Source organism: Endozoicomonas sp. ALB091 (assembly GCF_049310265.1).
Taxonomy (GTDB): domain Bacteria; phylum Pseudomonadota; class Gammaproteobacteria; order Pseudomonadales; family Endozoicomonadaceae; genus Endozoicomonas.
The window spans coordinates 936,242-962,839 of sequence record NZ_JBLYNQ010000008.1 but is presented as its reverse complement, the minus strand read 5'-3'; the positions used below and the strand labels follow the sequence as shown (position 1 = coordinate 962,839).

The following is a 26,598-nucleotide window of genomic DNA, read 5'->3' as shown; positions in this document are numbered from 1 at the left end:
TCTTTTAATAAGTTCCCGATTTCCGTTCACCTTGAGTGCTAAGATTGTCGAAGTATCGAAGGGTCGTGCCACCGAACTTCGACAAGCTTGCACTCAGTCCGAACGGAGTCAGGCAATGAAAATAGGGAAGTTATTTCCAGACAACTCCTTAGGATAAAAAAAGGCCACTGAAAAAGTGGCCTTCACTGATTTCAGCCAAGTCAGAATTAAACGTCTGGTGCCGCAGTGCGTTTAACTTTTGCCTTCTCAGAGTTTTCAACCGGACCTGAGCTGTGCTCGGTCCATACGTCTGCGTCCATGGTTTTATCAAGGAATGGGAACTTGCGACGATTGAATACCGGTGTCACACCGGATGCCACCTGATCATCGAAGTCCTTCAGAACCTGAACAACAATACCAGAAAGCATCAGAATAGCCGTCAGGTTAATCAGTGCCATGATCCCCATGGAAGCATCAGCAAAAGCCCACACTGTTGGCAGGCTGCTGCTTGCCCCCCAGATCACCATACCCAGTACAGCAATACGGTAAACGTTTACCAGCCAATTCTTGTCCATGATAAAGCGCAGGTTTGATTCACCATAGTAGTAATTGGCAATGATCGAACTGAAAGCAAACAACAGAATAGCCGCAGCTACCATGTGCTTACCGACCGGCCCCACCTGGCTTTCCAGAGCCAGCTGCGTCAACTCGATACCTGTTACACCAGAACCGTCCATTACGCCGGACATCAGGATAATAGAAGCGGTCGCAGTACAGACAATGATCGTATCCATAAATACACCCAGCATCCCCATCATGCCCTGGTTGGCAGGATGATTCGAGTGTGCGGTTGCCGCTGCGTTAGGGGCACTACCCATACCCGCTTCATTGGAGAACAAACCACGCTTGATGCCCTGCTGCATCGCCTGGGATACCGCGTAACCCGCTCCACCACCGACAGCACTATCAAGACCAAAAGCGCTCTTGATAATCAGGCTGAAGACCGCCGGCAGCTCTGTGATATTCATAAATACCACCACCAGGGCCACACCCAGATAGCCAAAAGCCATGATCGGGACGACCATCTCTGCCACTTTGGCAATGGAGCGAATACCACCGAAGATGACCAGGGCACTCACCATTGCCAGCCCCATACCAATAGCTTCCGTTGGAATTTCGTAGCCACTGAATGCTGCTGCAATGGAGTTAGACTGCACACTGTTAAAGGCAAAGCCAAACGCAATAATCAGGGAGATGGAGAAGATAATACCCAGCCAGCGCTGCCCAAGGGCTTTCTCAATGTAATAAGCCGGGCCACCTCGATAAGTACCATCACCGTTATTGGTCTTATAAAGCTGGGCAAGAATATTCTCGGCAAGACTGGTGGACATACCCAGAACCGCAATCAGCCACATCCAGAAAACAGCACCAGGCCCACCCATAGTGATGGCAACCGCGACACCCGCTATGTTGCCAGTACCTATCCGTGCAGCAAGACTTGTACAAAACGCCTGAAACGGAGAGACATGAGTAGAACAATCAGTCGCACGGCTGCCCAGCATGGTTTTCATTGCCAGAGTAAACCGGCGAATTTGAACAAAGCGGGTTTTTACCGTGAAAAGCAGACCTGCCCCCATAAGCAGGTACATAAGAATGCTGCCCCAAAGCAGACCATTGATGGAGTCTATTAAGTTATTCATAAAATTTCCGGCGCATTGTGTATTCTCGATTTTTATTTCAAATTAAGATTTATAACATTAGGGAATAAACCTTGGATGATAAGTATAAACACCTACCAATCAAACAATGGAAATCCTTTAAAAACTTCCTGGAACCCTTTAACAACAACACATCCTATGTCCAATTCAGGCCAAATAACAAACCACAAAAATACGCATAAAACGATCACCAACACGTACAAATAACAACTGATGCAATTGAAAGCCTGAACAAAAATTTAGAATACCCTTACGGTAAAATAAAACATTTCTTAAACAATCAGGAAGCCCCACCATTTCAAAATAGCAAACTACAAAACAGGCTTTTTCATCAGGAAACAAATAATGAACACACCAATTATCAATTAAATGACACTATTGATAATAATCTTTCATTGTTTAATTTCAGATAACACGAGGCAATGTAAAAGACTACCTTGTCAACAACATTCCTCAAATAAGCAATACCTGATAAAGATCAACCAACATCAACGTTTCAACTTTTGCTAACAGGACTTCGTCTCCTGAAAATTGGCATTACCAATGCGTTCGAGTGAGTCCTCAGATTCAGGTTTATGAACCCAGACATCCTTATCAATCGTTCGATCCAGAAAAGGAAAACGAATGCGGTTAAACTCAGGGGATCGGCCGGATCCTGACTGTAAATCGTAATCCCTCAATACCCGCATAACCGGGCCACTGAGCAACAGGATGATCACAAGATTAATCAGTGCCATCAGCCCCATGGCAAGGTCAGCAACCATCCATACCATCTCGAGGGATGCGATTGAACCAAGAAAGACCAAAAATACGACAACAGATCGATAAACCTGCAATAAACGGGGACTGTTACGGATAAACAGAAGATTTGACTCACCATAGTAATAATTGGCAATCACCGATGTAAAACCAAAAAAGATGACAGCAATGGAAATAAACCACTGCCCCCAGCCACCGACAATACCAGCGAGCGCAGCCTGAGTCAGCTGGATACCATTGAAGGTACCGCCTGATCCCAGCTGGTCGGATAGCAGCACAATGGCTGCGGTCGCTGTACAGATCACAATGGTATCGATAAACACGCTGATCATCGACACAATGCCCTGAGCCGCCGGATGGTTTGGTTTGGGTGTCGCAGTTGCAGCAGCATTGGGACCACTGCCCATACCAGCCTCATTGGAAAACAGGCCTCGCTTGATTCCTTGCATCATGGCCTGTGCTACGGAATAACCAATAGCACCACCTGCGGCTGAATGCAGACCAAATGCACTGTCAAAAATCAACGTGATAACGGCAGGCATTTCATTCAAATGAAAAGCGACAACACCAAAAGCAATCAGCAGATAAGCCAGTGCCATTACCGGAACCACTAACTCTGCAAAATGAACAATCGAGTGGATCCCTCTGAAAATAATCACAGCGGTCACACCGGCAATGACCAGGCCGACCAATACCGGACTTATCGCCATATGACCGGAAACCGCCTGGGATACCGAGTTAGCATGGACCGCATTGAAGACAAACCCGAAGGTCGTTAACAAGAGAACTGAAAATAAAATACCCAGCCAGCGCAGGCCAAGTGCCTTCTCTATATAGTAAGCAGGGCCACCACGAAAAGTTCCATCTTTATTGTTGGTCTTATAGAGCTGCGCCAGCGTGTTCTCTACAAAACTGGAGGCCATTCCCAGCAGGGCAACGATCCACATCCAGAACACCGCACCGGGGCCACCGATAAAGATAGCAATGGCAACCCCGGCCAGGTTACCAGTACCCACGTGTGAAGCCAGGCTGGTACAAAGGGCCTGAAAAGAAGAGATTTCATTACCTGATGTCTTTCGAGACCCCAGCGTCAGCTTCCATGCGTGAAAAAAATAACGAAACTGGACAAATCGGCTTCTGACAGTGAAGTAAACACCAGCACTCAGCAGCAGATAGATCAGTAAATATTCCCAAATGAAGGTCGTAATTTCTAAAAAGATCGTACTCATTTGAGCCCCAATGATTTTTCACACCAAACAAGAATAGCAGAGGATTTTTGACACAAAGGGGGATTTTGCAGGGTAAAAACTGCCCAAAAAGACAAAAAATAAACAATGCCTTTGTTTATCAATGGCCAGTGGGCTGCCCGGGCAATAGAGGTCGAAGCAGAGCCTGAAGGTGGGCCAGCCACTCAAAACGGTTAATAATTAACGGTTTGAGACGAATGTAGTAATATCGTCCTAAAATATTAGAAACCGTTATGTTCAGGGAGTGAACACAAATGTCTCAGTTAATCCGGGAATTCAAAAGTGAACACGTGCAAATCAGTGACCTGCTTTTACAAGCACGTGAAGTGGGTGTTGACAACCAGCAAGGTCGAAATTTGATACTTTCCGCAAAAAAAATGCTGCTGGCCCACTTAAACAAAGAAGATAAGTACCTGTATCCGGTATTGCGGGAAGCCGCTGAGAACGATGACAGCCTGAAGTCTACCCTGACTGACTATGCGCTGGATATGGATAAGATTTCTGCCGACGTGATGGTTTTTTTCGCCCTGTATGAAAATGGTGATAATACCAACGAAAACTTTCAGCAGGACTGCAACAACATCATCAAGGCATTGAGCAAGCGAATCACCAAGGAAGAAGCGATTCTCTACAAGACTTACGATAGAATCAAAGGTGTCTGAAACCGGCAGTTAAATGATCGGCTGGTTCTCAGCCGATCATTATTCCCTTCTAGAAGAATACAAACCCAAGCAGCACCACACCCAGAACCATCCGATAGATAACAAATGGCATAAGCCCGATACGGTTGATAAATGCCAGGAAGAAATGCACACAGAGCCAGGCACTGACAGCCGACACCAGGGTTCCAAGGGACAGTGTCGGCCAGTCCACCGGCACCGTGCTTTCTGCCAGATCCAGCATCAACAGGCTACCCGCCCCCAGAATCACAGGAATGGACAGCAGGAACGAGAATCGGGCAGCCGCATCACGGGTAAAGCCCATCATTAACGCGGCCGTCATGGTAATACCAGAACGGGATGTGCCCGGGATCAGCGCCAGTGCCTGGGCAAGGCCAATCAGCATCGCCTGCCTGAAAGACATCTGCTCCAGGGGTTGAATACGTTTGCCTTGCAGATCTGCCCAACCCAGCAGGGCACCAAAAATCAGGGTGGTACCGGCAATAACCGCAACGGTCCGCATCGCCTCATCCAGACCCATTTTTTTCAGGACCAGACCAAATACCACGGCGGGCAATGTGGCAAAAATCAGATACCAGCCAAGACGGCTGTTAACGGTAGCGCCCTTCCCCACCAGAGAGCCCAGCCAGTCACGGGCAATGGCAAAGAGGTCTTTCCAGAAATAGGCAATGACGGCAGCCAGCGTACCAATGTGCACAGCGACATCAAATGCCAGCCCCTGGTCCGTCCAGCCAAGCAGCTGGGCGGGCAAAATCAGGTGACCCGAGCTGGAGATTGGAAGAAATTCGGTAATGCCCTGGATCAGCGCCAGGATAATGGTCTGTAGAGTGTCCATAACGATCCGTCCTTGTCTTAACGTTCTGATTTTTTCAGAGCTACCTTATCCCGAAGGTAAACCGGCATGGCCTGCTCCGCAGGCAGCCCTTTACCCCGTTTAAAGTCGGCAGCAGCCAGCAGGGCTATATAATGGGCCCTGGGCCAGGCTTCAATCTGACAATCAACCACGGTGGCCGACAGTCGATGTCTGAATGCCCAGCCAGTGCCCATCCCGAACCAGTACCCATCCATAACCGGTACTACAACGTTTTCTGGCAGGGTCACTATTTCCGCAGCAACCGGCACCATTAAGCCATCCGACTCGGAAAACGCACCCCAGTATACCTCATCCATTCTGGCATCAATGGCACTCAACACTTTTGCTGCCTTGTGCTCCCTGAGCCCCTGCTGAGCCAGAGCAGCCAGCGTCGAGACCGGAACCACCGGCAGATCAACCGCAAACGCCAACCCCTGAACCATGGCGGTCGCCACCCTGAGGCCGGTAAATGCCCCAGGCCCCCGGCCAAAGGCCAGGGCATCCAGCTGCTTAAGGCTTAAGCCGGCCTGAGCCAGAACGTCTTCAACCATTGGCAGCAGATCACGGCTGTGTCGGCGGGGAGTCAGCTCAAATCGTTCAATCACTTCGCCATCAAGGTTAAGGGCAACAGAACAGGCTTCCGTTGCGGTATCAAGAGCAAGCAGTTTCATGGGGAGTCTTTACTGTTTTGGTGAGCGTCAGCAACATGGCCAGCCGACTATTTTGATAAGACCGGCAGTTCATTACAACCGTATTTTCAGTCATTACAAAAAAGCCGGTGGCGCTTTCTCACACCCCCGACTTTTGTTTTGATCAACAGTTATTGCCCGGGCAACAACATCAGGCAACTATCTCACTCAGGCGAGAACAGGCTTCAGCGCGTCCAGCACCTGCTGTTTGATTTCATCAACAGAGCCGACACCTTCAATGCGGCTGTAACGGGTATCGCCACCCACTTGCTGATAGAACTCAACCAATGGCGCAGTCTGATCATGGTAGACCCCCAGACGCTTGCGTACCGTCTCTTCTTCATCGTCTGCGCGCTGCACCAGGGCTTCACCGGTCACATCATCCTTACCCTCTTCTCTGGGTGGATTAAAGACCACATGATAAGTACGACCACTTTCCGGGTGCACGCGACGGCCACTCATGCGCTTGACGATTTCTTCATCATCAACCGCGATTTCCACAACGTGGTCAATGGCAACACCGGCATCACGCAGGGCTTCTGCCTGGGGAATGGTGCGTGGGAAGCCATCAAACAGGAAACCGTTGGCGCAATCACTCTCAGCAATACGCTCTTTGACCAGGGCAATGATGATGTCGTCAGAAACCAGCGCCCCGGAATCCATGACGGCCTTGACCCTGTTGCCCAGCTCAGTGCCGTTCTTGATCGCAGCCCGCAGCATATCCCCGGTAGAGATCTGGGGAATACCATACTCTTCCATGATAAATTGAGCCTGAGTCCCTTTACCGGCGCCCGGTGCACCCAGCAGAATAACGCGCATGAAAAGCTCCTGTTGCCAGCCATCCGTTCTCTGCGGCAAGAGATCGTATTATAGAGACATCGTCTGGCTTGGAATGTGACAAATTTATTGACGTATTCAATAAAAAGCGGACAAGCATATACAGCCGGAAGCCCGGTGACAAGTTTGGACTTATCACCTGGGCCTGGTACATGGTTGAAGTGAGTTTGACGTGTAAAATCTCCGTTCACCCTGAGCGGAGTCGAAGGGTGCTTGGCACGATCTATCAAAGTCCGGAGTTTCCGCCTTTAGGCCCTATGGGTCCTTCGACAAGCTCAGGACGAACGGAGTACGGAGGCACGACAGCCCGTCAAACTCATTGTAACCATGTCCCAGGAACCAATATGAAAATTACTGCTTTTCAACCACCACACTACCGATGGAGTAACCTGCCCCGAAAGAGCAGATGACACCTTTATCCCCTGATGTCAGATCCAGCGAGTGTTTATGAAAGGCAATGATCGAACCGGCTGAACTGGTATTAGCGTACTCATTAAGAATCACCGGCGCTTCCCGGGGCTTCGGCTCACGGCCCAGCAGCTTGCGCGCCACCAGTTGGTTCATATTCAAGTTTGCCTGATGCAGCCATAGACGGCTCAAATCTCCGGGGGTAAGTGCAAGAGACTCAAGGTGATCAGAAATATGCTTCACCACCTGTGGACAAACTTCTTTAAAGACTTTCCGGCCATTCTGGACAAACAGTTTGTCGGGCTTGCCGACACCGGTTTCATCCGCACGATTCAGAAAGCCAAAGTTGTTACGGATATTATTGGAGAACTGAGTCCACAGGTGACAACCGAGTACCCGGTAGCCATCTTTCCGCCTGGCAATGTCTTCACTCTCCAGCAATACGGCAGTACAGGCATCACCAAAAATAAAGTGACTGTCCCGGTCACGGAAGTTCAGATGACCCGAACAAATTTCCGGGTTCACCATCAATACCCGTTTTGCAGACCCGCTGCGAATAGCGTCGACGCCAGCCTGGATACCAAAGGTAGCCGAAGAACAGGCGACATTCATGTCATAACCATAACCACCGCCACCGAGAAACTGCTGGATCTCAACGGCAATGGCCGGGTAAGGGCGCTGCATATTGGAACAGGCGACAATAATCATATCCACGCCGGATGGCTCTACCCGGGCCTGGCCAAGAGCCCCTCTGGCGGCATGGAGTGCCATTTCGCACTGGACAGAGATATCCTCATTGCCACGCTCGGGAATTCGTGGAACCATTCTCTGCGGATCAAGAACGCCTTCCCGGTTAACCACGTAGCGGCTAACAATTCCGGAGGCTTTTTCAATAAACTCACTACTGCTTCGGGCCAGCGGTTCCAATTCACCGGCGGCTATGGCCTCTTTGTTGTTTTCATTCTGCTGGTCGACCCAGGCATTGAATGCATTGACCAGCTCATCATTACTGATGGCCCCCGGCGGGGTATATAACCCGGTACCACTGATCACGACTTCCGGCACAATCACTCCATCACATGCTTATTGTCTTTTATTTTTCGCATCTTATAGCAGGGTAATTACCAAGGGAACCAATAAGTAACCAACCTTATGAAATTATCGTTTCTGGCGTCAGGGCTTGCCGGTTCCCCGCTTTTGTCTTGATGCCTCCAGCTCCGGGCTATTCCCCCCAAGACTCCAGTTTCCGGGCTCCTCCTCTTCAATGACCACCCAGACCGCCTGCTGAAAACGATCTTCACCACCTGCTGCAACCTCCACCAGCAGCTTAGAGATTCCATCCATCACTTCCTGCTTCTGGATTTCATTAAACAGCCCCTTGACCGTTTTCACAGAGACAAACGGCATAAGCACTCACCTCACAATAAATACCGACCCTCACAGATTAGCTCATTTTCACCACAGGCACTGAAAGCACCAAAGGTAATAAATGCGTGGTCATCCTCCATTCCCAGCTGACGCACCTGGCACAGTAATAACAGAGCCTGAAGGCCGTACCCAAAGCGCCCCCATAACTTGATAAAAAAGATCAGGTAAAACGGTTTGGGTTGATTAAGGATATTAAATTGCGACATAACAGCTCCGGACTAGGAGGCTGTCCGAGAATAGCGCCCGTCTAGGCGACCCCGTAGCGAGGATGGCAGAAAATTGAGGATAAAAATTCCGTTTTGTGAGGTGAATAGCGGGGCTATTTGCCGAACAAAACGGAATTTTTAGACCAATTTGCTGCCACCGCACGACTGCATGGATGCAGGAGCTAGAGCAACGCAGGAGCAGTTGCCGCGTAGGGCAGTCTATTCTCGGACAGGCTCCTAGGTTCAGGAAGCACACTTCGCCAAATGTACCGATGGGACAGGCTGAAAAAGGAATAGAGGAACTATTTGATAGTTATTAAATCCAACAATAATCAATAAACAGAAATTAATAATCACCTTATGACTATATCTTCAGTTAATCAGACTCCTGCGCCCGGTTCTCGCCCGGCAGATGATATTGTCAGCTTATTCAAGGATGGCAGATTAATGGTTCGGGCTGTTGATGCACGCAAGGGCAAATGGCTCGGCTGGGAAACAAAGCCGGTTACCCGGTTAAGTCCCCAATGCAACAACCCCTTAACTAAACATGGTGAAGAGCAGGTATTCAGCGGGGAATCATGGGTAGTGACCATGTTGGGACCAATAGAGAGGAATGAGGTTGAGCTGGCATGGGCCTATAAACATGATGCCTTTACCGATGCCCAAGGAGATTTTCAGCCGAACAAAACACATTCCAAACCGATAAAAAAAATCACGGATTACGTAACGCTGAACATCAAGTTGGAAGAAAAATATTGGCAGAGCAAAACCATCTTCCCTGATACCAAAACCTCCGGGCGTATTGACAGCACAGGTTACCTGCTGCATCAGTTATCCAGCAGGAAAAACATCGAAAAAACCTACCCGGAAATTATTTGCCGCATTAATCTGGGTCTGATGCACTGCGGATATCTTCTCGACTTTAACCGGGAAGCTACGTTTGACCGGGTCGCAGATATGATGCAAAACATTTTACTGCTGGAACTGGGAGATGACGCCAGTGCCGCTGGGGAATTTCGCCAACCTTTACGGCTGTCGGTATACGATAGCGAGCGGGGTGTGCTATTCCCGCCGCTCAAACTGCAGCGCCATGAAATAGAGGCGATTTCGGCAAACGCCAGAACATTCTCGAAATATGCTCAAACCATGGGGCAGGCTATCACGCTGTTCAAGGTGCTGGTGCAGTCCGGTGTTGATCGTTTTTTGCAGCTGCTGATCAATATTCCGGAAAGTATCAAACCCGTAGCAGAGGCAGAAAAAAATCTGGACCTGATAAAAATATTATCTACCGGGGACATATTATGTAGCTTACCCGAATTACTGGAAGCGATAGAAAATGCCCGGTTACTTAATGTCAATCTACCTGTGCAGTTATTGGAAAAATTGATTAGTACGTCCTTTTTCCCTGCAAGTGATTTAAGAGACTTCAAAGACCGGGGAAACTGCATTTTCCTGGATATGGATTTATACGGAGATCGTTGGCAGGAGACAAAATCGAAGCTTGGCAAGCAAGCGCAGACTTGCAGGAAGGCATTGCTTAACAGGTTATTTGTCCCAATATTGTTGCAAGGTCATTGTGATCATTACTCCAATCGTAACCCATTAGTCGTCTGTCTTCTGATTGTCCATGGAACCAGGGTCGACTTTCAAAAAAAGCATCTTTCTAACGTGACCGGTAGCCTATGGCTGTTACTGGCAGCCAGGTATTTCTGCCAGGAGAGTTTGTTGACCCGGGATGAATTCAGGATTATCCGCCACGAGATCCTGTGGCAGATTAGCTGCAACAAGATGGTTTATACGGAACGCTTCTATACAGAGGTAAAGCCGGGGCAAATGGCACCCCCTGAGGGAATCCCGAATACTCTGGCTACGTTTATAGACAATCTGAAAAAAGTTTTGGCCCGTCAATCGGTATCCACCGGAGCCGACTGGGTTGAAAATCTGTGCCGGGAACTGATCGGCGAAAAAATATACCACCAGTTTTATCTGAACAAAAATGCTGACGGGCAAAAATTGCTGGATTACCTGCAAAATGGCTTATCGCCGCAGCGGTTTAACGATGAGCAGTTAATCGAGCATTTTCGCTACATGACCACTATCCCACTGTCAAACAATCCATTATTCAGCTGCTTAAAGATTTTTCACCAAGAACCCAAGGTAAATAATTTCTGCGTTATCCGGTTGCCTGATAAGGAAACCGGCCAGAGCGAATGGCTCGACAAATTTCTGACCGCCCCACCGAACTTTGTGCAAGGTGAGCTTGACCGTATTGACCACTATCCTGCCATCACCCGGGTAGCGGGTTGGCATTATTACCAGAATCTCCATCCCACCGTAGCAAAAGTCATACTGGAAGGGGGCAAACCCCGCTCCCGCAAAGTTCACGGCCTGGATCACGCCCTGCGAACCCAGCTGGCGACCGAGTTTCTTGTGGAGGTATTGCCTGGCATTCATGCGCCATTTAAGGAACTGCTGAAAAACCAGCCCCTGCTGCAGGAATTACTGCCCATTGCCGAGCTATACCACGACGCAGTTGCTGAAGATGAGCATAAAGATGTGGAAGAGCGTCGTGCCGCTGAACTGTTCCAGCGTGATATGCAGAGTTTGCATCACTACCCGGATGAACTGATCGGGTTAGTATCCAGTGCCCTGAAAAATAAAAACAGCAACCAGATGCAGCCGGTCAGGGCTCCTTTCACCAGTGACCAGCAATGCTCCGCAGACGAATTATTGCTTCGTCAGGTGCTGCGCTTTGGTGATATCGTCGATATCGTCCGGGTCATCCCCTGCCGGGAGGATTTTCCCGCGATCCGACTGACGCCGGGTTCTGCAGAGCCCGGAGAGAACCGCTACTTTAACCCGGAAGCTATTGAGCTACTGCGCGTGGTCAATAAACCAGAGTTTACCCGGCTGATCCGGGCAGCACTGGTGAGCTTCAGGCATCTGGCCTGCATTACCGGGGGCTGGCACCACAAAGACGCCAACCCGTTCACCACGAAATACCGATTGCCGGTGGATAACACCAAACGGCGATTGATGATTGAACAGGCATCTGATCCGCAGCAGTGCATGCGCGACAGCCTGGATGATCTGGTTCGGCTGGTGATGGCAGCGAAAGCGGGCATCAAACCCTGCCTGACCGATCACCCCAAACGCTCGGACAACCTGCCCCTCCCCGATTGCTGGGACCCGAAAACCGGCTCAGCCGGTGCCTACCGAAAGCTGCACAATGAGCAGGAACTGAGACAGATTGAATTACCTGAAAATATGACCCTGACAGAAAAAATTATCGTGGCAGCGGATGAACTGAACCACACAATGTCCTTGCTATCACCTGCCACCCGCCACGGCATGCAATCAGAGATTGAGCGGTTACAACAGAAGGGTATCCTGCCCGCAATCGGTACGCCGCCGCAGTCCGAGCTTGAAAAAATATTTCGGCAGCCGGACTGCACCGGTGCCCGGATACTGAATGAACGAGGGCTAAAGGTGGTGTCTGATGAATATGAAGGAAGGGTCGTCTATCGTATGCAGCCGAACGGCCAGCAGCAACAAAAAAAGGCGGCACGGTGAGTTTAACCATGACGCCTGCTACCACGATAACGACCCAGCTGCTGTTAAGGAACAGTCCTGAAATAACTTCGAGATTTCAGTAAGCGCTGCCCGCAAGAGACAGGCCGCCTGTGCTTTTGTAGTTAGCGGCTAGTACATGGTTTAAATGAGTTTGACGTGTACAATCTCCGTTCACCCTGAGCGGAGTCGAAGGGTGCTTGGCACAATCTATCAGAGTTCGGAGTTTCCGCCATTAGGCCCTATGGGTCCTTCGACAGCCTCAGGACGAACGGAGTGCGGAGGAACGACACCCCATCAAGCTCATTGAAACCATGTACTAGCCACCTTAACAAGTCCTCAGTCAAAGGCGGTATTTATTCCGAGACAATTCCTTAATATGACTGCGGCACACTCTCAATTAGCCAGTATTCCGCATACCTGCCGCAATACCGGCAATGGTGATCATCAATGCCTGTTCCAGCTCCTCGCCCACTTCCGCATCTTCTCCCGCCATCTTTTCATGGGAGCGAACCCGCTGCAGCAACTCAGCCTGAAGGAAGTTCAGAGGATCCGTGTAAGGGTTACGCAGACCAATGGCTTCTTTGTTCTGCGGGTGTGATGACATCAGCTCATCCCCCTCTTTAAGATCCAGCAGCACTTCGATGGCAGACGACAGCATGCGTCTGAGTTTTTCGCCCAGGTAGCGCAGATGATCGGGCACCAGCTGATCTTCATAATACCTGGCCAGCTGGGCATCGGTCTTGGTGAAGACCATCTCCAGCATTTCCAGACGTGCCTTAAAGAACGGCCAGTCGGTCATCATTGCTTCCAGCACATCCCGGTTGCCATTGTTGACCGCATTCTCCAGCGCTCCGCCACAGCCCAGCCAGGTTGGCAGCATCAGGCGAATCTGTGTCCAGGCAAAAATCCATGGAATAGCCCGCAGACTTTCCACGCCACCATTGGGTTTCCTCTTGGCGGGACGGGAGCCAAGCGGCAATTTACCCAGCTCCATTTCCGGCGTTACGGCCCGGAAGTAAGGTACGAAGTCTGGTTCTTCACGAACAATGCCCCGGTACACCTTCACGGAATCCGCTGACAACTGATCCATTACCTCACGCCATTCCTGCTTTGGCACTGGCGGCGGCAACAGGGTTGCTTCCAGTGTGGCGCTGGCATAGAGCATCAGACTCTGGACGGCTACTTGTGGAAAGCCAAACTTAAAGCGGATCATTTCCCCCTGCTCAGTCACCCGCAGGCGGTTATTGACCGACCCCGGAGGCTGGGAAAGAATCGCCGCATGGGCCGGGCCACCACCACGGCCAATGGTACCACCACGGCCATGGAACAAGGTCAACCGGACATCGGCCTCAGCGCATACCGCCGTCACTTCCTCCATGGCGCGGTACTGAGCCCAGCCAGCCGCCATCCAACCCGCATCCTTGGCAGAATCAGAATAACCAATCATCACCATCTGGCCACCGTGGCAATAACCGCGATACCAGGGTAATGACAGCAGGTGACGAATACACTCCGCTGCGTTGTCGAGGTCGTCCAGTGTTTCAAACAGTGGTGCAATGGGCATGTCGAAATTCACACCGCATTCTTTCAGCAGCAGAGCCACCGCCAGTACATCCGATGGCTGTTTGGCCATGGAAATCACATAGCAGTTCAGTGCCCTGGAGCCCTCAGCCGCTATGACACGACAGGTGTTTAAAACCTCCTGCACGTCCGGTGATGGCGACCACTTCAGGGGCCCTTTGGTATTCGGCAAGAGAGGTCTTGGGTTTTGCAGCTCTTTCAGCAGGAAGCTCTGTCTTTCCAGTTCTTCCCAGTGCTCATAATCCCCCAGACCCAGGGCCTTGGTCAGCTCGCTAAGCACCTGGGTATGACGGCCAGACTCCTGACGAATATCCAGTTTAATCAGCGTCAGACCAAAGCAGTATGCCCTTCTCAGGGTATCCAGCAGAGGGCCATCGGCAATAACCCCCAGGCCACAGGCATGGAGAGAGTCGTAACACAATCTTAATGGCTTGATCAGATCTTCATTATCAAGCATGACGCCCGCCGTCGGTGTTGCCGGTGCATCCCCGGGTCTGGCCAGACCTCGCTCACACCACTGACGGGTATGTCTCAGTTTTTCCCGCAACTCTCTTAACACAGACCAGTAAGGTTCCCGAGAGTCCCCCACAAGCGCCCGCAGCTCATCACTGCAATCGCTCATGGAAAGCTCACTGATCAATGGTTTCAGATCCCTTAAAAACAGGTCTGCCGCCATCCAGCGACTGAGCAGCAATACTTCACGGGTCACTTCAGATGTTACAAACGGGTTACCATCCCGGTCGCCCCCCATCCAGGAGGAAAAGTGCACGGGTGCCGCCTCAATTGCCAACCGGTGACCGGTGAACGCTTGCAGGCGGTCATCCATCTGACGGACAAACTGTGGCACCGCATGCCACAGGGAGTGCTCAATGGTGGCAAAGCCACCTTTTGCCTCATCAACCGGTGTTGGTCGTTTACTGCGAAACTCATAGGTATGCCAGGCCTGAGTAATCAGCTGGCGAATGCGCTGTTCAATGCGCTGCTGTTCGTTATCACTGAGCGACTGGTTTTCCAGGTCACTCAGGCACTGGAATATCTGCTCATATTTCTGAATTAATGTACGACGGGTTACTTCGGTCGGGTGCGCAGTCAGTACCACCTCAACATCCAGCTCTGATGCTTTCTCGGCAATCTGCTGATCGCTGAGACCTTTCTGCTTCAGCGCCTTGAGCAAGTCACTGAAGTGATCAGGAACACAGTGGCTGGTTTCACAGTCTCTGGATACCAGGTGGAACTGCTCGGCAATATTGGTGAGATTCAGGAAATGGCTGAAAGACCGTACCACAGGTACCAGCTCATCATCAGGCAGGCTGTGCAGCAGGTCTAACAGGGCCTGCTGTTCATTCAGACCGTCATCACTCTCGGCATCACTGCGGGCCGCTTTGGACAACTGACGAATAGCCTCGATTTTATTGAAGAAGTCCTCTCCCTTGTGGTCCCGGATGACGTCACCCAGCAAGGTACCCAGCATATTGACATTTTGACGCAGCGACGATGGGTTCTCTGTTGGCTTTTCTGACATAGCTCTTTGCCTTTCGATGTTATTCCGGCCCACTTTGCCTCTGTAAGTCTTGGTAAGCCTGACTCGTATTAACCCACGACAATTTACTTGTTAAATGAGTACAACAAAGCGCAGCCTATACCAGATACACGTAAGAAAAAAGGGAAATCACCTACTCACAAAAAAACCCATACCCTCACAGTAAAACACCCTGCTCCCTTTCAATTTCTTCAATGTTCAACACAGTAAAACACCGTCGTTTTTATCAGCGAAGCGCAAGTCGACTGATATGAAAATACGGTGTCGTAAGAACCGAAACCGAAGTACGAAATACTGCGTCTAACCCTGATTCTATCTTGCACAGCAGACTTATAAGCTCTCAGGCAATGCAAGTTTTAACTCTGATTTCTACAACGCTTGTAAATATCCCAGGGGGAAACAATGAAAACTGATGACCAGGAGAAGGTCTCCATTGGAGCCTATATAACACTGGCATTTGCTGTCGTGTTCTTTTCCGGACTCCTGAAGTCTAATGAGTGGTACGGTGTCTTTGACTTCACCACCCTTAACGGTAGCTTTGGCAAGCTGATGAAAGACGCCACAGGTGGCATGGCCGCTTTCCGTGGTGTGGGTGGTAGCGGTGCGGCCGATGGTTTTTTGTTTGCCCTGGGTCTGGTACCAACGGCCATGTTCGCCCTGGGTATGATTGCAGTGCTTGAGCACTATGGCGCGCTGAAAGCTGCCCGTAAAATGCTGACACCTCTGCTTCGTCCTCTGATGGGTATTCCCGGTTCAACGGGTCTGGCCATTATCGGTAGTCTGCAGTCCACCGACGTGGGTGCGGGCCTGACCAAATCCCTGGCGGATGAAGGCGAACTGACTGACACAGAAAAAGATGTCTTTACCGCATTCCAGTTCTCCGGAGGTGCACTGATCGTCAACTTCTTCGGTTCCGGTGCGATACTGTTCACCCTATCTGACACCACGGGTGCTGCCGTTCCCGGTTCTATTGGTCTGGCCCTGGCGGTAATGTTTATCTTTAAAATCGTCGGTGCCAACATTATGCGTTTCTACCTCAAGGCCATTGACAAGAAATCCGGCGAACAAGCCATCACTGCGGAGGCTAACTGATCATGAGTGCTGCACCTGAAAGTAAAAAGATGATCACTGACGTCTTTGTTGAAGGCGCCCGTAAGGGTTGGGGCATTGGTATCGGGAGCATTATCCCAAATATCATGATGGCCTTCGTGATCATCAAGATTCTGTCTCTGACCGGTTTTCTGCATGTTCTGGCCACCGTGTTTGGCCCGATCATGGCGCTGTTTGGGGTACCTGGTGAAGGGGCTGCCGTACTGATGGCAGCGGTTATGTCCATGGGAGGTGCCGTTGGTGTTGCCGTAGGCCTGTTGAATGAAGGCGCCCTGCACGCCCGCGACATTGCCATTCTGGCACCTGCTATCTACCTGATGGGTTCCACCATTCAATACGCTGGACGTATTCTTGGTGTTATCGGGACGGAGGGTCGCCGTTACCCTGTCCTGTTTGGCATCTGTATCCTGAACTCCCTGATGGCCATGTTTGTCATGAATCTGCTGGTGTGAATCTTTATTCAACGCTATGATCCGGGTTCAACAATAAAAAAGCCGGGGACTTCCCCGGCTTTTTTTGTCTGGATGACTTTATATTTGTGAAGGTAGTTACCATGAATGAGAAAGATCCATTTGAAAGCCTTGCCTGTAACTGCGTAGAAGTTGGCACCATTATTAAAGAAGACGATACCGTATTGACGATCGATCTTTCTGGCGTCAATGCTGAATCACGATTTGATGCCCTGAAAGAAGAGGCGGCAAAAATCGGTTCCGGTAACTGCAAAATCTCTGCTGAAACCGTTGATCAACATGGCCAGACAGTGATTCACGCCATGTTTGAGTTTGACTGCACCGCTGAAAAGCTGATTTTTCAGATGAAGAACGCCTGATTCTCCAGCCAAAAAGACAGTCACCGGGCGAATGGTATAAACTGTTCGCTGGCTATCCACCTCGCACTCCTTGCCAGGCCTCCCGAAAATAAGCCAGACATTAACGCTCATGCCCAGACCCCTATGCCCTCGATGCCAACGCCCGGAAACGCAGTGTTACTGTTCAGCGCTGAAAGAAGAAATCGCCTGCATGGATATAATTATTTTGCAGCACCCCCGGGAGTCCAGGCACCCATTGAATACGGCTCGCATTCTGGAGCTGGGCATCGGTAATTGCGAGGTATGGGTGGGTGAAGATTTTAGATCAGCTATGTGTAGGCGAAACAGTTTTGCTGTCTTTAATGTACAGTATTGCTAACACCTCTGTCATGACGCTAATAAGAATGTTTGTATTATCCTAATTGCTTTAGCTATGGGATGGCGATATGCCAGTTGTTTTTGTTTAAAGATAAGTAAAGCTGAGACCCTGAACTGACTGAGGTTTATGATGCTTGAGGCTTGGCACAAGTTAACCCATACGACTATGCAGCATAATTGCAGACTTGGTTGCAGTGATTTCCTTCTACCACTCAAATAAAAAGGTTTTGATCATGGATCGTACATTAAACTTTACCAGCCCTGCGCGCTGGAGCAATCAGTTAGCAGCTGAAGAAAATGTGGAACCTGCGACTGAAACATGGAGTACCAACACCGATAGCCAACTCCATCAGGTCGGAGATGGACAAAATCCCCCTTACGGTACAGATTATGCGCAGCAGCCCCTGTCCAGTCGGCATGTTACAGAATTACCTCCGAACAATTCAGCAAATCAGACTGCATCAGATTTGGTTCCTGCAGCAACTCCCGGGCAAGCACCAGCTCGCTCTTCCGGATGGACTCTCGAATTATTCAATGATTATTTGAGTTTTCACAAATGCCCTTATGAAAAAGATATCTTCGGAGATGATTTTTACTGGCAGGCGTTCCATCCATACTTTGAAATGTTCGATATTTTTTTTGATTGGGTCGCCACCGCGTACACGAAAGATGAAAACTACAATGGTGCAGCGAGATTACGTCAATACTTGCTACCAGAAGAGAAGCGTTCTATTGAAACCTTAAATCTTATCGGTGACACGCTTGTTTACGATGATGGAATGATTGGTTATCTGGGTCGAGTTTTAGAAATGTATCCCATTGATTCTCACCATCTTCGTCAACTGGAAGAAAAGTTTGTCGGCAACGAACTGGAGCTCGATAAGTCAGCTAACTTTGCCAAGCTCTCGGATGAAAGAAGAGAGTTTTATGCAAGCCACACTGCGAAAAAGGAAAAAAGCTTTTTTGATCACATCTATAGCTACCTTAAAGATAATCCCTACCGTTTAGAAAGAAATGGTGCATTAAAAGAGCTAATCAGTGATTTTGACAGGAATGGTGTTGGCCAGCCATTTCATGAATATGTCTTAGAAGGCATTGCCCTCACAAGAAAGCAACAACCTGGTATTGACATATCTTCCTTATCAAACAGATCCATATATGAATGTCTGGGTCATTTGGCTGTTTTTTGCAAACGCTGCCATAGTGCACTCTACCGGGTCGGAGTAGCGGATCAGTTTTATGTAATTTCCAGGCGGCAAGAACAAGAAAGACGTGATCAATCCTTGATGGCTTGATGATACACTACACGTTTGTCATGAATCTGCTGGTGTGAATCTTTATTCAACGCTATGATCCAGATTCAACAATAAAAAAGCTGGGGACTTCCCGGCTTTTTTTGTCTGGACGACTGTATTTTTGTGAGTAGTAGCCATGAATGAGAAAGATCCATTTGAAAGCCTTGCCTGTAACTGCGTAGAAGTTGGCACCGTTATTAAAGAAGACGATACCGTATTGACGATCGATCTTTCTGGCGTCAATGCTGAATCACGATTTGATGCCCTGAAAGAAGAGGCGGCAAAAATCGGTTCCGGCAACTGCAAAATCTCTGCTGAAACCGTTGATGAACACGGTCAGACCGTGATTCGCGCCATGTTTGAGTTTGACTGCACCGCTGAAAAACTGATTTTTCAGATGAAGAACGCCTGATTCTCCAGCCAAAAAGACAGTCACCGGGCGAATGGTATAAACTGTTCGCTGGCTATCCACCTCGCAGTCCTTGCCAGGCCTCCCGAACATAAGCCAGACATTAACACTCATGCCCAGACCCCTATGCCCTCGATGCCAACGCCCGGAAACGCAGTGTTACTGTTCAGCGCTAAAAGAAGAAACCGCCTGCATGGATATAATTATTCTGCAGCATCCCCGGGAGTCCAGGCACCCATTGAATACGGCTCGCATTCTGGAGCTGGGCATCGGTAATTGCCAGGTATGGGTGGGGGAAGATTTTTCCGATCATACACACCTCCAAACAACGCTGGCAGAAAAGGACTGCTATCTGCTATTTCCCGGGGCTAATGCCCACGCCAGCCAGGATATTCTGCGAACAGCGATGCCGGAAGCACTGATCATCCTGGATGGAACCTGGCGCAAGGCCAAAAAGATCTATTACCGCAACCCACAACTGCAACAACTCCCCAGTATTGAGCTCACCGAGCTTGCCATATCCGACTATCGCATTCGCAAAGCACCGGGAGAAGGTGCCTTATCAACGGTAGAAGCAGCGGTTACCCTGCTGCGTCAGGCCAGCCGGGATAGCCAGGCACATCAGCAGCTTCTGGACACATTCAGCCTGATGATTGACCAGCAAATCAACGCCATGGGGCAGGAGATTTTCAAGAAAAATTATCCGCAGAGAAATGGTTGAGTAACTATTTACGCCACTTGATGTTGCAACCGACACTGGGCTTTTGATCTTCACTGACTGGCAAGCCCTTTAGCAAAGCGGTCATGGCACTGCGAAGATCATCTCCTGTCACCGGTTTACCATTCCCCGGCCTTGAGCCATCAAACTGTCCGCGATAAACGCACTTCAAATCTCCATCAAAAAGAAAAAAGTCTGGCGTACATTCCGCTTGATAGGCTTTAGCCACCTGTTGAGTTTCATCATAAAGATACGGAAAGCCATAGGGCTTTTGGGCCATCAACTCAGGGCGATCCTGGGGGTAATCGGTCACGTCATTGGCGCTGATCGCGACAATGCCCAGATCCGTGCCATGAAACTCTTTACCCAATGCCACCAGCGCTTCTTCAATATGCACAACATAAGGGCAATGGTTACAGATAAACATCACCAGAAGCCCTTTACTTCGGGCCACCTCAGCCACAGTTTTTTCGGTCCCGGAAAAAACATCCGGCAAACTGAAATCCGGAGCCTGAAAACCAAGTTCAACCATAGAAGAGGGTGTGAGCGCCATGATGTATCACCTTTGTTATTTAACCTGTTTAACCATAGTGGATATGGTGGTCCGCGACGTTTCTGCAATTCAACGAAATCATGGCATAAGCCATGCCCTGGCACCACAAGGCTGTTTACAGAGGTCAAAACTCTGCTAACTTAGGGTGACAATAATCAATAGTAAGCCTATGGGAAGATCATCCTCGTTCAATCGACAACAGGTGTTAAGCGATGCCCTTGAGCTTTTCTGGTCCAGGGGGTTTTATGCCTGCTCATTGAAGCAACTGGAAGAGGTTACCGATATGCATCCGGGTAGCCTTTATTATCATTTCCAGAATAAAGAGCAATTATTTCTCTGCGCTCTTGATCACTACCTTGAATGGCAGCTGCAACCAAGAATCGATAAGTACCTGGCCTACAGTCCCACGCTATTGGATCTCCGACGCTTTTTTACCTCCGGTTATCGTCATGGTCAGGAGGCCAGCTACCGCAACTGTTGTTTCCTGGTGACCACCAGCAATGAGCTCCATCTACTGCCGTCCGATGCATCAGAACGGGTGCAGAAAGGCATCCAGATGCTGCGAACAGGCTTTATTGATTTTATTGAGAAATATACAGAACCGAAAAAAAACAGCAGCGCTACTATTAATCATGAAGTTATCGCCAGCGAGCTGCTGAACCTGTATCTGAGCATTCAGCTGATGGCCAAAGTGAACCCGAATCAGCATGCCCTGGACAAACAGGTCAGGCAGAGCCTGAATAACCTCTTTACTTCCATCCCGCACCAGTAATGCCTGCCATAATGAACTTGATCCATTACCCACCTTCAGGCCGTGCCGGGAGTTTGTCGAGTAAAGCAAAACACGCAGAATCCCTGTACCATATCGAGCTATCAATTCGGACTTTCCAGCATCAAGTCATGACCATCAAACAGATTATTGTGCACAAACTGGACCTTGCCCATGGTTCAGAGCAGTTACAGCCCACTCCAGCTTCCCAGAGCCTGGTCTCCTCCCCCTCTCTGGAGCTGGTACTGGATGACTTGCTGCAAACCTATAATAAAAAACCCGATAAGTGTTATGGCCAGTTCTCCGATCTGGCAGAGGACAGTTTTCCCGAACGCCTGAAGCAATATATGGATCAAGGCTCCGATGAACAGGCCGCCGGTTTTACCCAGTTCACCACAGAAACACTGACCAGCCTTGGGCAAAACCTCAGTGAGGCCGGAGCCATCAATGGTGGCTACGTGATGTTCGCAGACTATCAACAGGGCCTGACTCGTTATCTGCTGCTTTGCATGCTCAGCAGCCAGAACAGTGTCACCATTACTGATGAGCTGACCATTCAGGACACGTCCTATCTGGACACTGCTCGCATGTCCCTGGCCTGTCGCATCAACATTACCGACTGGCAGAAAAACCCGGAAGCGGGGCGCTATCTATCGTTTCTCCGGCCAAAAGGGGGCAAACGTCTCAGTACCGTATTCCAGGAGGTGATTGGCTGCAGTGAAACCAGCAGCAGCAAAGACGAAGCGGACACCCTTCTCAAGGCTGTGGAGGCGTATTGCCAAGAAGAACCGGTAGAAGAAAACCGCACGATTGTAAAACGGCAGGTTTATGATTACTGCCAGAACAAACTGGATGAAGGGGAAAGTCTGTCAATGCAGGAGCTGACAGGCCACCTCAGCGAAGCTGGCCCGGATGACTTTGCCCGCTTTGTCAACACCCGGGATTATGACATGAGCACCCCCATGTCCCCTGAACGCCGCAAGCTGACCCAGCTGGTACGCTATACCGGGCGAAGCAAGGGACTCAGCCTCTCTTTTGATGCCGAGCTGCTGGGCGGGCAGATTCGCTACGATGAAACCAACGATCAACTGATCATCACCGGGGTTCCTGACAAACTGAAAGCACAGCTGAAGCAGAATTAAGCAGTATCCATACCAGAACAAATTTGCTACAAATAAACACAAGGGATTGATCTGACGCCCAGGGATGGGTGCCTGCATCACACTGCACACGCTTTTATTCGCAGAGGGTATTCAGGTCTGCTTCCTACAGCAAGCATCCCGCTTGCCGATAAACACCTGATGAAAAACAACCCGGAAGCCACTATGATTTTTCGTGCAGTTTTTCGTGCAGCTTTTCGTGCAACAACGGTCATCACCTTGTCCACAATCCTGCTGGCATTCGGTGTAAAAGCGAGCGAAAAAGAATCCCCTGCCCTATCTCCTGCCACCATTATCCAGCAGCAAATAATGCTCAACGACATACTGATCAGCATTCACCGCCTGCAGCTGGATTTTCTCGATCAGGATGCCAGAAACGCACTGCAGCTGGCACAGCAATCAGTCAACATCACCATCAATACGCTGCCAGAAAGCCTTGATGATCCTGAAGCCAATAAACTGCTGGTCACCGTCGTATCCCTTTGGCCGGTGGTCAACAAACACATTACCTGGCTGAGCACCATTCCAGCCAGTTCTGCCCCCCCCTCTGGAACCTCATTACTGCGGGTACTGGCGAAAATGGATCGCCAGCTGTTGCTGCTGAGGCAAAAAGTCACCGACGTCCTGGCTGGAGACAAGGCCAATCTGCGCTTTCTGGAGCAAGCGCTATTGATGCAATACATGACCAGAGACTACCTGAACCTGCTGGTTTCAGAACAAAATACCGAGATCACCAATACCAACCAAATGCAACTGAAAGCACAGGCCAACCGGTTCCATCAGCGAATGACAGCTTTTAATGATGAGTTAGGTGATCATCCCCACGCCATGGTACCCGTCAAACAGGCAAACGCCGCCTGGTCGTTTATTCACAGCAGTTTTGAGCGGTTTCCGGAACGGAAGATACCTGATCTGATTGTGCGCTATGGCAAACGGATTGTTCGCAGGCTTTCTTCCGTCCAACGTATGCTGTAAATAAGCGCTTTTCAGCCACGGCTATCACGTACAAAAGCATCATTCTTCATTCTCTACCATACCGCTCTCCGGAACGATACAAGAATAGCTGTCTGACTCATGACTCCCTGGTGCCATAATCGTCAGCACTTCAGTTGCCGACATCCTTTCCTGCAGAAACACCTCCGCTTCACCCCACTCAAAAGGCACCGTGAACTGATCAGTCACCTTAAACGCCTGCTGATGCAGAAATGGTTGCAGCGCATAGCTGACGGTAATAATCCTGATGCCAGCGGGTAGTTCAGCCAGGCGCTCTGCCAGCCCGGTTATGACATGATCATCAAGATTTGAGCCATACAGATAGATAATTGATGCGCTTTCCAGTGGCGACGTCAGATAGTCTTCACAGCGAACATCAATGCCATGCAACCGCATACGCTGGCTGGTGCGCTGCAAGCGCCAGCAAAACAGTGGAATCTGCTCAATAGCGGTAACCTGGCACCCCTTAACCCCCTGCAACCAGATACTGGTAAAACCACTCCCGGCACCCAGTTCAAACACATGATCGTCCGAGCTCACGCCTGATCTTTCCGCAATTAACTCCAGGCTGGTCAAGGGAGTTTCACCGTAGACATAAATGTTCTCCGCCTTGATACGACGCTGATAACGACGACTGACCGCGTACGGACTATCCAGCAGATAACTGAGCTTCAACCATAACCATGGAAAAACAAACCTTGGGTTTCTGCCATAGCGCTTCAGCTCCCTGAAACTCTGTCGCCACTGATAACGCCATTGCCGAAAAGCCAGTATTAACAATTCCCTGTTAAATGCCATGCCTTTGCCCCTGAACGAAAGTGATTTCGAAAGTGTGCCCTTATATTAATACCAGCCATTGCCCGGAACGCAAAATACCCGATGCCGCCGGGCAAATTGATAAATCGGTCAAAAACCATCCCATCACCTTTCCGCCGATCTCAGAATGTACTATGTTTGGGCTGAAGAAAGGGAGTTATGACCATGAGCCAAGATACTTCAGCGCCTGTTGCCGATAAAAAGCCCATTGCCAGTTCCGCCCAACAATCCAAACGGCTGTATCCTGAAGACCAGCAGCGGGTTGATCAGTATTTAAAAGAAGGGGTTAATGAGGTCGAGCGTTCGCCATTCAAGCCTCTGCGCCTGATGGCCTGGCTAACCGTTGTTATTGTTGTGCTTGGTGTTTTAAGCCGGATTATCGGCTATCTGGTTTTACCTGACTGAGAGGATGACCTGCAACCAGAACGCAGGCAAAAAAATAGCCATGAACAGTAAATTCGGCTCTCCGGTGAAACAATAACAGCCCCCATAACAGCCATACATAATTAATAGAAAAAACTGGAATCAATGTGAAGAACAAACTCCATAGAATCGTGATCGTTGGTGGTGGAGCCGGAGGACTTGAACTGGCCACCGGCCTGGGCAGGAAACTCGGCAAAAAAAAGCGCGCTGAAATCATCCTGATTGATGCCAATAATACCCATTTCTGGAAACCGCTCCTGCACGAAGTGGCCGCTGGCTCCCTTAATGCCTTTGAGGATGAATTAAGCTATCTGGCACAGGCCAAATGGAACCACTTCAAATTTATCCCGGGCAAGATGGCCAGCCTGAATCGCGTAGAAAAGTCCATCGGACTCAGCCCTGTTAAGGATGCCAGCGGTCACGAGGTAGTGCCTGCCCGCACTCTGGCCTACGATCAGCTGGTTATTGCCGTAGGCAGCACCGCCAACGACTTCAATACACCCGGTGCCAGAGAGCACTGCCTGTTCCTGGATAACCGTCAACAGGCAGAGAAAATCCACACCACCCTGATAAACCACTACCTTCACGCCCAGGCAAGCAATAACGAAAGCACCAGGCTTCGCATTGCCATTATTGGTGCCGGTGCCACTGGCGTGGAGCTGGCCGCAGAACTCCATTTTGCCGCCATTGAACTGGCCCACTATGGACTGGATGCCATCAAGCCGGAGGATCTGGAAGTAACCATCATCGAGGGAGGCGAAAGAATACTGCCTGCACTGCCGGTTCGAATCAGCAACAGTGTTCAAAAGCAGTTAAGCAAAATGGGGATTCGGGTAATGACCCGACAGATGGTGAGCGAAATCAAGGCTGACGGGGTAACCACCCGTGATGGTGAGTTTATTGAATCCGACCTGAGAATCTGGGCAGCGGGGATCAAAGCACCTGAGTTTCTGTCCGATATAGATGGCCTGGAAACCAACCGGATCAATCAACTGGTTGTCCGTTCCACCTTACAAACGACGCTGGACGATCAAATCTACGCCATGGGCGACTGTGCAAGTTGTACCCTGACTGATAGTAACAATGACTGTATTACCATTCCTCCCCGGGCACAGGCGGCCCATCAACAGGCATCCCTGCTGACCAAAAGCCTGATAGCCCAGGCCAATGGCTCCACAGCGCTGGAATTCAATTACCAGGATTACGGCTCGCTGATCTCCCTGAGCCGTTTCAGTGCCGTGGGCAATCTGATGGGTGCCATTACCGGCGATATGATGATTGAGGGAACACTGGCCAAATGGTTTTACATCAGCCTGTACCGGATGCACCAGATGACACTCTTTGGCAAACTGAGAACCGGAACATTGATTCTGAAGGACCTGATCAGCAGGACAACCCGACCACAGCTTAAACTTCACTAACAAAAAAGCCGTTGGCAAAAAGTTCACCAACGGCTATAAAAACTGGAAAATGGTGGGTCGTGTAGGATTCGAACCTACGACCAATTGGTTAAAAGCCAACTGCTCTACCGACTGAGCTAACGACCCATTTCTGCACCAGCCACAGGCTGATAGACAGAACGCTCCTTGTTCACAACCGACTGCGAACCAGAGAGGCGACGATATTACCCATCCCCATAGAGCTTGTAAAGCCCGAGGACGAAAGTAT

General features: G+C 49.9%; 25 protein-coding genes and 1 tRNA gene. 14 read left to right on the top strand and 12 right to left on the bottom strand.

Annotation, left to right across the window (positions count from 1 at the left end; genetic code table 11):
• Positions 1-206: 206 nt before the first annotated feature.
• Positions 207-1,679, bottom strand: coding sequence for an alanine/glycine:cation symporter family protein (locus ACO6UX_RS20505; RefSeq protein WP_422450180.1), 1,473 nt, complete (start codon positions 1,677-1,679; stop codon positions 207-209).
• Between the two features lie 524 nt (positions 1,680-2,203).
• A complete protein-coding gene (locus tag ACO6UX_RS20500; RefSeq protein ID WP_422450179.1) occupies positions 2,204-3,685 on the bottom strand; it encodes an alanine/glycine:cation symporter family protein in 1,482 nt (493 codons plus the stop codon).
• A 272-nt stretch (positions 3,686-3,957) separates the two neighbouring features.
• Here ACO6UX_RS20500 and ACO6UX_RS20495 point away from each other — a divergent pair, with 272 nt between their 5' ends.
• Positions 3,958-4,365 (top strand): hemerythrin domain-containing protein, encoded by a 408-nt coding sequence (locus ACO6UX_RS20495; RefSeq protein WP_422450178.1) that lies wholly within the window; start codon positions 3,958-3,960, stop codon positions 4,363-4,365.
• A 49-nt stretch (positions 4,366-4,414) separates the two neighbouring features.
• Here ACO6UX_RS20495 and ACO6UX_RS20490 read toward each other — a convergent pair whose 3' ends face one another.
• From ACO6UX_RS20490 to ACO6UX_RS20465, 6 genes are all read right to left on the bottom strand, one after another.
• Complete coding sequence (locus tag ACO6UX_RS20490; protein ID WP_422450177.1) at positions 4,415-5,218, bottom strand: undecaprenyl-diphosphate phosphatase; 804 nt, start codon at positions 5,216-5,218, stop codon at positions 4,415-4,417.
• 17 nt (positions 5,219-5,235) lie between these two features.
• Complete coding sequence (gene tsaB / locus ACO6UX_RS20485; RefSeq protein WP_422450176.1) at positions 5,236-5,907, bottom strand: tRNA (adenosine(37)-N6)-threonylcarbamoyltransferase complex dimerization subunit type 1 TsaB; 672 nt, start codon at positions 5,905-5,907, stop codon at positions 5,236-5,238.
• A gap of 186 nt (positions 5,908-6,093) precedes the next feature.
• Positions 6,094-6,744 carry an adenylate kinase gene (adk, locus tag ACO6UX_RS20480; protein ID WP_269675437.1) on the bottom strand — a complete coding sequence of 217 codons (651 nt, stop codon included), beginning with the start codon at positions 6,742-6,744 and terminating at the stop codon, positions 6,094-6,096.
• Between the two features lie 369 nt (positions 6,745-7,113).
• Positions 7,114-8,235 (bottom strand): beta-ketoacyl-ACP synthase III, encoded by a 1,122-nt coding sequence (locus ACO6UX_RS20475; protein WP_422450175.1) that lies wholly within the window; start codon positions 8,233-8,235, stop codon positions 7,114-7,116.
• Between the two features lie 108 nt (positions 8,236-8,343).
• Positions 8,344-8,577, bottom strand: coding sequence for a tautomerase family protein (locus ACO6UX_RS20470; RefSeq protein ID WP_163373103.1), 234 nt, complete (start codon positions 8,575-8,577; stop codon positions 8,344-8,346).
• Positions 8,578-8,588: 11 nt separating this feature from the next.
• Positions 8,589-8,804 carry a hypothetical protein gene (locus tag ACO6UX_RS20465; protein ID WP_422450174.1) on the bottom strand — a complete coding sequence of 72 codons (216 nt, stop codon included), beginning with the start codon at positions 8,802-8,804 and terminating at the stop codon, positions 8,589-8,591.
• Positions 8,805-9,164: 360 nt separating this feature from the next.
• Here ACO6UX_RS20465 and ACO6UX_RS20460 point away from each other — a divergent pair, with 360 nt between their 5' ends.
• The gene (locus tag ACO6UX_RS20460; protein ID WP_422450173.1) at positions 9,165-12,377 is read left to right on the top strand and encodes a hypothetical protein; all 3,213 of its coding nucleotides are present in this window, start codon (positions 9,165-9,167) and stop codon (positions 12,375-12,377) included.
• Between the two features lie 397 nt (positions 12,378-12,774).
• Here the strand turns inward: ACO6UX_RS20460 and ppc are convergent, their stop codons facing one another.
• Positions 12,775-15,480 (bottom strand): phosphoenolpyruvate carboxylase, encoded by a 2,706-nt coding sequence (gene ppc / locus ACO6UX_RS20455; RefSeq protein WP_422450172.1) that lies wholly within the window; start codon positions 15,478-15,480, stop codon positions 12,775-12,777.
• 420 nt (positions 15,481-15,900) lie between these two features.
• Between ppc and ACO6UX_RS20450 the strand changes: the two genes are divergently transcribed.
• The 7 genes from ACO6UX_RS20450 to ACO6UX_RS20420 all read left to right on the top strand — a co-directional run bounded on the left by ACO6UX_RS20450 (position 15,901) and on the right by ACO6UX_RS20420 (position 20,219).
• Complete coding sequence (locus ACO6UX_RS20450; RefSeq protein WP_422450171.1) at positions 15,901-16,590, top strand: nucleoside recognition domain-containing protein; 690 nt, start codon at positions 15,901-15,903, stop codon at positions 16,588-16,590.
• A gap of 2 nt (positions 16,591-16,592) precedes the next feature.
• Positions 16,593-17,060 (top strand): YjiG family protein, encoded by a 468-nt coding sequence (locus tag ACO6UX_RS20445; RefSeq protein ID WP_422450170.1) that lies wholly within the window; start codon positions 16,593-16,595, stop codon positions 17,058-17,060.
• A gap of 101 nt (positions 17,061-17,161) precedes the next feature.
• The gene (locus tag ACO6UX_RS20440; RefSeq protein ID WP_422450169.1) at positions 17,162-17,437 is read left to right on the top strand and encodes a DUF406 family protein; all 276 of its coding nucleotides are present in this window, start codon (positions 17,162-17,164) and stop codon (positions 17,435-17,437) included.
• A gap of 109 nt (positions 17,438-17,546) precedes the next feature.
• Complete coding sequence (locus ACO6UX_RS20435) at positions 17,547-17,795, top strand: DTW domain-containing protein (RefSeq protein ID WP_422450168.1); 249 nt, start codon at positions 17,547-17,549, stop codon at positions 17,793-17,795.
• Between the two features lie 232 nt (positions 17,796-18,027).
• The gene (locus ACO6UX_RS20430; protein WP_422450167.1) at positions 18,028-19,089 is read left to right on the top strand and encodes a hypothetical protein; all 1,062 of its coding nucleotides are present in this window, start codon (positions 18,028-18,030) and stop codon (positions 19,087-19,089) included.
• A 136-nt stretch (positions 19,090-19,225) separates the two neighbouring features.
• On the top strand, positions 19,226-19,501 hold the full coding sequence (locus ACO6UX_RS20425) for a DUF406 family protein (protein WP_422450166.1): 276 nt from the start codon (positions 19,226-19,228) through the stop codon (positions 19,499-19,501).
• 109 nt (positions 19,502-19,610) lie between these two features.
• Positions 19,611-20,219, top strand: a complete 609-nt coding sequence (locus ACO6UX_RS20420) for a tRNA-uridine aminocarboxypropyltransferase (protein ID WP_422450165.1) — start codon at positions 19,611-19,613, stop codon at positions 20,217-20,219.
• Between the two features lie 4 nt (positions 20,220-20,223).
• Here the strand turns inward: ACO6UX_RS20420 and ACO6UX_RS20415 are convergent, their stop codons facing one another.
• Positions 20,224-20,769, bottom strand: a complete 546-nt coding sequence (locus ACO6UX_RS20415; protein ID WP_101747754.1) for a thioredoxin family protein — start codon at positions 20,767-20,769, stop codon at positions 20,224-20,226.
• Positions 20,770-20,938: 169 nt separating this feature from the next.
• Here ACO6UX_RS20415 and ACO6UX_RS20410 point away from each other — a divergent pair, with 169 nt between their 5' ends.
• The 3 genes from ACO6UX_RS20410 to ACO6UX_RS20400 all read left to right on the top strand — a co-directional run bounded on the left by ACO6UX_RS20410 (position 20,939) and on the right by ACO6UX_RS20400 (position 23,673).
• Positions 20,939-21,541: a TetR/AcrR family transcriptional regulator gene (locus tag ACO6UX_RS20410; RefSeq protein WP_422450164.1), complete on the top strand. Its 603-nt coding sequence runs from the start codon at positions 20,939-20,941 to the stop codon at positions 21,539-21,541.
• Positions 21,542-21,669: 128 nt separating this feature from the next.
• Positions 21,670-22,680, top strand: a complete 1,011-nt coding sequence (locus tag ACO6UX_RS20405; protein WP_422450163.1) for a nucleoid-associated protein — start codon at positions 21,670-21,672, stop codon at positions 22,678-22,680.
• Positions 22,681-22,863: 183 nt separating this feature from the next.
• Entirely contained in the window at positions 22,864-23,673 is an 810-nt protein-coding gene (locus tag ACO6UX_RS20400; RefSeq protein ID WP_422450162.1) for a hypothetical protein, read from the top strand.
• 39 nt (positions 23,674-23,712) lie between these two features.
• On the opposite strand, the gene ACO6UX_RS20395 is transcribed toward ACO6UX_RS20400, so the two are convergent.
• Positions 23,713-24,489, bottom strand: a complete 777-nt coding sequence (locus tag ACO6UX_RS20395) for an SAM-dependent methyltransferase (protein WP_422450161.1) — start codon at positions 24,487-24,489, stop codon at positions 23,713-23,715.
• 183 nt (positions 24,490-24,672) lie between these two features.
• Here ACO6UX_RS20395 and ACO6UX_RS20390 point away from each other — a divergent pair, with 183 nt between their 5' ends.
• The gene (locus ACO6UX_RS20390; RefSeq protein ID WP_422450160.1) at positions 24,673-24,912 is read left to right on the top strand and encodes a DUF3094 family protein; all 240 of its coding nucleotides are present in this window, start codon (positions 24,673-24,675) and stop codon (positions 24,910-24,912) included.
• 125 nt (positions 24,913-25,037) lie between these two features.
• The gene (locus tag ACO6UX_RS20385; protein ID WP_422450159.1) at positions 25,038-26,351 is read left to right on the top strand and encodes an NAD(P)/FAD-dependent oxidoreductase; all 1,314 of its coding nucleotides are present in this window, start codon (positions 25,038-25,040) and stop codon (positions 26,349-26,351) included.
• A 50-nt stretch (positions 26,352-26,401) separates the two neighbouring features.
• Here ACO6UX_RS20385 and ACO6UX_RS20380 read toward each other — a convergent pair.
• Positions 26,402-26,477, bottom strand: a tRNA-Lys gene (locus ACO6UX_RS20380).
• Between the last annotated feature and the right edge of the window lie 121 nt (positions 26,478-26,598).